The 7,773-nt window shown below is 57.4% G+C and carries 2 protein-coding genes and 2 pseudogenes; all 4 read left to right on the top strand.

Translation table 11 applies throughout. From position 1 onward, the window contains the following. Nucleotides 1–896, top strand: a pseudogene (locus AAAC48_RS04195) (ABC transporter ATP-binding protein/permease); the annotation flags it as partial. 280 nt (nt 897–1,176) lie between these two features. Continuing rightward, a complete protein-coding gene (locus tag AAAC48_RS04190; RefSeq protein WP_340652967.1) occupies nt 1,177–3,642 on the top strand; it encodes a phosphoketolase family protein in 2,466 nt (821 codons plus the stop codon). 44 nt (nt 3,643–3,686) lie between these two features. Then, entirely contained in the window at nt 3,687–7,559 is a 3,873-nt protein-coding gene (locus AAAC48_RS04185) for a glycosyl transferase (protein ID WP_340652968.1), read from the top strand. 5 nt (nt 7,560–7,564) lie between these two features. Next, nucleotides 7,565–7,773, top strand: a pseudogene (locus AAAC48_RS04180) (hypothetical protein); the annotation flags it as partial.

Below are 7,773 nucleotides of genomic sequence, written 5' to 3'. Positions count from 1 at the left end.
TGATCCAGATCATTCCTGCCCTGATCGTCGCGCCCGCCTTCATCCGAGGCGATGTCGAATTTGGCGTGATCACCCAGTCGGCCGCGGCCTTCGCGTTGCTTGTGGGTGCATTTTCGTTGATTGTCACGCAATTCCAGTCGATTTCAACCTTCGCCGCAGTGGTCGCCCGGCTTAGCTCCCTCCAGGAGGCAATCGAACAATCCCGCGCACCGACGGCGCCATTAGCCATCGAGATTGTCGAAGACGAAGGGCGCCTCGCTTTCGAGCACTTGACCCTGCTGTCATCAGACGGCACGCCTATCCTGAGGGACTTGTCAGCATCTGTCGGAGTGGGAACCCGCGTGTTGATCACGGGACCCAATCAGCAGGCAAGCGTTGCCTTGTTTAAGGCGGCCGCCGGTATTCCCGCTAAGGGTAGCGGTCGTATCATACGCCCCGGCCCCGGCCGCACCGTCCTGTTTCTCCCTCAGCAGCCCTATCTGATGCCAGGTACTTTGCGTCAGGCTCTCGTGCCCCCGGACAGGGCGGCCGAAATCTCGGATGATCGGATTCTCCACCTTTTGCGTGAATTCGACCTCGATGTCGGCCAGGCGGGCGGGCTGGATAAAGAAAGGGACTGGGACGCGCTACTCTCACTGCGCGAGCAACAGCTGTTGGCCTTGGTCGGTATTATTCTCGCGGGGCCGCGGTTCGTCTTCCTTGATCGGCTCGACACGACACTCGGGGTTGAAGAATTCCACAACGTCCTTCATACGCTTTCCGAGTATTCAATAACCTATCTCAACAGCGGCGCAACCAGCATGGATGAGAATCTGTATGACGCGAAATTGACGTGTGAGCAGGAGGGCGAATGGACTTGGACGGTGTTCCCGTCTGGACACAAACTCATCTCATGAGCGACGGAAGTACAGCAGCGTTGCTTCGTTCGTTGAATGGTAGTTTCGCACATCAAGCGCGACGAAGTCGCTTTGATCGTGTATGATGTGTAGCTGCCAAGTGTAAGAGAGCGTGGGCCCGACGCGTGCGCGCGGTAAGCGATGCCGGGTCAGTAGCGAACACGTTGCAGAAATTTGATTGCCGGGCAGGTTTCCGGAACGTTTCACATAAAAACAAAGCGCAGATCAATACTGAGCCACGGGACCCGCTAACGGTCTGGGTCCCCAACGGGAGGCACCAATGGTTTCGCTTAAAACGGCAAGTAATGCTCAACTCGCGAGTGACGCGAGTTCAGCTGGTAAAAACCCCCTTTCTGCCCAAGAATTGCAGTCGATGGACGCCTATTGGCGCGCCTCGAATTATCTGTCGGTGGGCCAGATCTATCTTCTGGACAACCCGCTGCTGAAAGAGCCGTTAAAGCGAGAGCACATAAAACCACGACTGCTCGGCCACTGGGGAACGTCCCCAGGTTTGAACATGCTCTACGTCCACCTCAATCGCGTTATCAAACGCGATGATCTCAACATGATCTATGTTATTGGACCCGGACACGGCGGTCCTTCGCTTGTCGCACACGCTTATCTCGAAGGGACCTACAGCGAGTTCTATCCCAATATCAGCCAGGACACTGAAGGCATGAGGAGGCTGTTCAAGCAGTTCAGCTTCCCCGGCGGCATCCCCAGCCACGTAGCCCCGGAAACACCTGGCAGCATGCACGAGGGCGGCGAATTGGGCTATGCCCTCAGCCACGCCTACGGGGCGGCTTTCGACAACCCGGACTTGATTGTCGCGTGCGTTGTGGGCGATGGGGAGGCGGAGACAGGTCCGCTCGCAACGGGCTGGCATAGCAACAAATTCCTGAACCCTGCGCGCGACGGATGCGTGTTGCCAATCCTGCATCTGAACGGCTACAAGATCGCCAACCCATGCTTCCTTGCCCGCATTCCCAAGGACGAACTGCAGAAATTCTTCGAGGGAATGGGTTACGCGCCATATTTCGTCGAAGGTGATGATCCGGAGAATGTGCACCAGCAACTTGCCGGTTCACTGGATGCGGCCGTAAAGGACATCAAGAAAATTTGGACGGATGCCCGCACCAAGGGCAACCTGAAGCGTCCAGCCTGGCCGATGATCGTTTTCCGCACGCCAAAGGGGTGGACCTGCCCGCCCGAGATAGATGGCAAGAAGTGCGAAGACTATTGGCGCGCGCATCAGGTGCCGATGGGCGACATGGACAAGGCAGAACACATCAGCATTCTCCAGGAATGGATGAAAAGTTATAAGCCCGAGGAATTCTTCGAAGATGACGGCCGGTTCAAGCCCGAATTGGCGGCGCTCGCGCCTACCGGGCATCGTCGAATGAGCGACAACCCGCATGCGAACGGCGGTTTGCTGCTGCGCGACCTGAAGATGCCCGACTTCCGCGACTATGCAGTATCGGTGCTTAGCCCAGGTGCAACCATAACCGAGTCCGCGCGGGTGATGGGCAAGTTTCTCCGGGATGTCATGAAGATGAACCTGGGCAGCAAAAATTTCCGCCTGTTCAGTCCGGATGAGAACAACTCAAATCGATGGCAGGATGTTCTTGAGGTCACCGATCGTTGCTATATGGCAGAGATTTATCCCACTGATGATCATCTGTCACCGGATGGCCGGGTGATGGAAGTGCTCAGCGAGCATCAATGTCAGGGCTGGCTGGAAGGCTATCTGCTTACCGGCCGACATGGTTTCTTTTCCTGCTACGAAGCCTTCATTCACATCATCGATTCAATGTTCAACCAGCATGCCAAGTGGCTGAAAGTGTGCAACCATATTCCCTGGCGGCGGCCAATAGCCTCGCTCAACTACTTTTTGAGTTCACACGTCTGGCGGCAGGATCACAATGGTTTCAGCCACCAGGACCCGGGCTTCCTCGATCATGTGGCCAACAAAAAGGCAGAGGTCATTCGCATCTATTTGCCGCCGGACGCCAATACGCTCCTTTCGGTCACTGATCACTGCTTGCGCAGCCGCAACTATGTCAACGTTGTGGTTGCCGGCAAGCAGCCCGCACCACAATGGCTGACGATGGATCAAGCCATCAAGCACTGCAATGCGGGGCTTGGCATCTGGGAATGGGCAAGCAATGACAAAGGAGCTGAGCCCGACGTGGTGATGGCTTGTTGCGGCGACGTGCCAACGCTCGAGACCCTGGCGGCAGTCGAGCTGATCCGGGAGCACATTCCGGAATTGAAAGTCCGCGTCATTAACGTCGTGAACCTCATGAAGCTTCAGCCGCCGAAGGAGCATCCGCACGGATTGTCGGATCCCGATTTCGACGCCCTGTTCACCAAGGACAAGCCCATTATCTTCGCCTTCCATGGCTATCCATGGCTCATTCACCGCCTCACCTACCGCCGGACAAACCATGGCAATCTGCATGTCCGCGGCTACAAGGAAGAAGGAACAACGACGACGCCGTTTGATATGGCGGTCCTGAACGAAATCGACCGCTTCCACCTGGTCGAAGACGTCATTGATCGGCTTCCGCAACTGGGTGCCCGCGCTGCCTATTTCAAACAGGCAATCCACGAGAAGTTGATCGAACACAGACAATATATTGAGAAACACGGCGACGACATGCCCGCGATAATCGGTTGGAAATGGGGCTTGAAGGGCGGTGCGGGCCAGTCGACGCGGACCTCAACGGAAGGAGACAACGCCTGAGATAGCCGCAAACCAGCCAAATGGAGGTTCCTGTGCCAGCAAGCGTGCCCGAGACGATACGACACGATGGTGTTCCGGATTTGACGGGTGGCAACTCCGACTTCGCCTTGCTGTCCAACGGCTGCTACAGTGTCTTCGTCACGGCAGCGGGCGCAGGTTACGGGAGCTGGCAGGGCATTGACGTTACTCGGTGGCAAGCAGACTTCACGCGCGATTGCTGGGGACAGTTTTGCTACGTTCGGGATCTGGCCGACAACAGCCTGTGGTCTATCGGAAGGCAACCGATCGTTGAGCCAGGCGTAATCCGGGAACACACCTTTCACGGAGACAGGGCGGAATTCCGCTGCCATTCCGGCGACATAGAGACCTTCTGGAAAGTCTGTGTCGCAGAAGATGCCGACGCCGAGGTTCGCTTGCTGACGATAATCAATCATGGTGCGCGGGAGCGAACCCTCGAATTGACAAGCTATGCCGAAGTCTGCCTCAACAATCGTCGTGCAGACCAGGCACACCCCGCGTTCACCAAACTATTTGTCGAAACGACATACGACCGCACGACGGGCGCTTTATTTGCACGCCGCAGGCCCCGCGATGTGAACGAGAAACCGACTTGGGCAATCCATGTCTCGTCATCGAGCCAGCAAACCCACCAAGAGCTCCAATACGAGACCGACCGGCTCCGATTCCTCGGCCGAGGACGCACGGCCGCCAATCCTGCAATATTTGACGCCCGTACATCGCTTTCCGGGACGACCGGCCCTGTCCTCGATCCGATCGTCTGCCTACGACGGACAGTCCGTGTTGGTCCAGGTGCGGAAGCGCACGTAGCCTTTGTGACGGGAGCCGCGGACAACCAGTCGGCCATCCAGTCAATCGCCGAGCAATACTCGAAGTTCAGTGCGGTCGAGCAAGCGTTCTGCCGATCATTGGAGAGATACAAGCGCGAGCTCGATGAATTCAGGCTCACACCCGGCGACGTTTCGGTGTCCAACTTATTGGCCGGATATATGGCGGTTGGTAATCCCAGCCAGCGGCAGGAGGTGGCGCACCCACAACCACGATTTGACCCAAATGTGCTCTGGGCTCAAGGCATCTCCGGCGACTTACCAATCGCGTTGGCGAGTGTCGATGCAAAACGAGACGAAGCTCTCATTCGCCAAGTGATGGCGGCCCACGACTTCTGCCGGCGCAGAGGCTTGGTATTCGACCTCGTCCTGTTCGATGAGCGCGGTGGTACCAGGGAACTGGAGCAGACTTTTTTCTCGCCGCTGCAAACGGAAATGACCGGCAAGTCTGGAGGGATTTTCGTTGTCTCCGGCAGCGGTCCTGCAGGGAACGACCTGGCGACAATTACCGCTGCGGCGCGCCTCGTTCTAACGGGCAACGGCGAGTCTCTTGCCGACCAGCTCCCTAAGGTATCTTCCCCTGCTTCGTTACCAGGGGAGTTCGCCGCTCGAACGAGCGACGATACCGCAGATCCGTCACCCGTCTCGCCAGAAAATTTGCATTATTGGAACGAATTCGGGGGCTTTTCCGATGGTGGGCGCGAGTATGTTATAACGGTAGGAAGGTTCAAATCGGGATCCACGACCTTACCGCCGGCGCCATGGACAAACGTCCTCGCGAACCCCAGCTTCGGCTGCCTGACGACCGAAGCGGGCCTTGGCTATACGTGGTCGGGCAACTGTCAGATGAACCGGCTTACACCGTGGTCGAACGACCCGGTTTCGGATCAGCCGGGAGAAGTCGTTTACCTGCGGGACGACGAAACTGGAGAAATTTGGACACCCACACCCCTGCCGATGGGACCTTCCGCCCCAGTGTCCGTCCGTCACGGTCAGGGTTATACGCTCTACGCCAGCCAGAGCCGACATCTGAAACAGGAGATGACAGTCTTCGTTCCACCTCAGGACACGATCAAGATCATCTGCCTGAAACTCTGGAATGAGGACACCCGAAGCCGCCAGATAACGGCAACCTATTACGTCGAATGGGTACTGGGAACCCAACGTGAAAAGGCTGCAATGCAAGTGGTGTGCGACCACGATGTCGATTCAGGTGCCATCATCGCGACAAATCCTTGGTCAGGCGATTTCGCTGGAAAGATCGCCTTTGCGGCCGCCAGTCCAGCGGCGAGGTCAACGACAGCCGACCGCACAGAGTTTCTTGGCAAATACGGTTCCGTATCTCGGCCTGCCGCCCTGCAACGAGCTGATCTGGCGGAGCGTTTTGGTCCATCGGTCGATCCGTGCGCCGCTCTAAATGTGGATGTGGTCCTGCACGCAGGCGAAACGAGAGAGGTTATCTTTGTTCTCGGGCAGGCCGACGGCCTGGATGAAGTCCGGAGACTTGTACGCAAATACGCCGACCCCGATCATGCGGGTGAGAGCCTGTCAGCGGTATCCCGGGATTGGGACAACGTTCTGGACAAGGTACACGTCACGACGCCGGATCTCGGCATGAATTTGATGATGAATAGATGGTTGTTGTACCAGGTACTCGCGTGCCGAGTATGGGCCCGCACATCAAACTATCAGTCCGGCGGGGCATACGGTTTTCGCGACCAGCTTCAGGATGTGATGGCACTAATCCATAGCGCACCAGGTGAAAGCCGCTCACAAATCCTGCGCTCGGCAGCACGCCAATTTGAAGAGGGCGACGTTCAGCACTGGTGGCACCCCCCATCCGGAGTCGGAGTGCGTACCCGGATCACCGACGACCTTTATTTCCTTCCCTATGTTGTTCACCACTATGTCTCGACGACCGGCGATGTTGAGCTGCTTGATGAGGTCGTACCCTTCCTCAAATCAGCGGTTCTTAAAGACGACCAGGAGGAAGCCTTCAACACACCAGCCATCAGTGAGGAAACGGGCACGATCTACGAACACTGCGTCCGGGCGCTGAAGCACGGTTATCGACTTGGGAGCCATCAGCTCCCCCTGATGGGGACCGGGGACTGGAACGACGGAATGAACAAAGTCGGTGCTGAAGGCAAAGGGGAAAGCGTCTGGAACGGATGGTTCTTTTTGTCGGTCTTGAGATCGTTCGCGACAATCTCGAGGTCTCGTGGGGACAAGTACCGTGCCAAGTGGTGTCGTGATCGAGCCGAGGCTTTGCGCGTAGCCCTCGAGGCTAACGCCTGGGACGGTGCCTGGTATCGCCGGGCATATTTTGACGATGGCACGCCGCTTGGTTCGGCCATGAATGACGAATGCCAGATCGATGCCCTCCCGCAAGCCTGGGCTGTCATATCGGGCGCTGCCGATGCCGAGCGCGCGGCGCAGGGGTTGAGAGCGGTCCACGACCGGCTCGTTCTTAAAGAGGACAAGGTGATCAAACTCTTCGATCCTCCTTTTGACAAAGGGGCACTGCAGCCGGGCTACATCAAGGGCTATGTTCCAGGCATTCGTGAGAACGGTGGGCAATATACGCACGCGGCAACCTGGGTCGTATGGGCCACTGCATTGCAGGGTGACGGTGATTTAGCCTTGACGCTTTGGAACCTGATCAATCCGATTTGCCACGGAACGACGAGAGATCTGGTTGAGCGCTACAAGGTGGAGCCATATGTCGTCTGTGCAGACATATATGGCGCGCGTCCGCACACGGGCCGAGGCGGGTGGTCGTGGTACACCGGCTCCGCCAGCTGGCTGTATCGTGTTGCCATGGAGGCTATCCTGGGTCTGCGCCGGGAAGGTAGATTTTTGCGGTTCGAGCCCTGCGTTCCCACGAGTTGGCCCGCATATGAGATCACGTACAAGCATGGTTTGGCTACCTACCGCATCCGTTTCGACAATGCCAAAGGGATCGGCCGAGGCGTCCAGTCGGTGACGCTGGATGGCAACCCTGTCATGAACAAAAGCGTCCCGCTAATTGACGATAGTCACACGCACGACGTCCAAGTTACGATCGGTTAGCGATCATGATCGAACTACCCTCTACCGATGTTGATCTCGATCGCTTGCCGACGGACGGTGACCTCGCCCGGCTGCAGTTCACCACCCTGCTCTATTATCTTCACTGCACAAACCCGGACAATGGTCTGGTTCGCGACAAGACGGAACCGAACGCGCCGGCAAGCATCGCCGCCATTGGCATGGCGCTGGCGACCATTCCGGTGGTTGTCGAACG

The sequence above is a fragment of the Phyllobacterium sp. genome (assembly GCF_037994405.1).
Taxonomy (GTDB): Bacteria; Pseudomonadota; Alphaproteobacteria; order Rhizobiales; family Rhizobiaceae; genus Phyllobacterium.
This window is presented reverse-complemented; position numbering and strand designations above follow the sequence as displayed.

Coding starts and splice junctions, on each gene's coding strand:
- AAAC48_RS04190 (WP_340652967.1), top strand. CDS start 1,177: ATGGTTTCGCTTAAAACGGCAAGTAATGCTCAACTCGCGAGTGACGCG.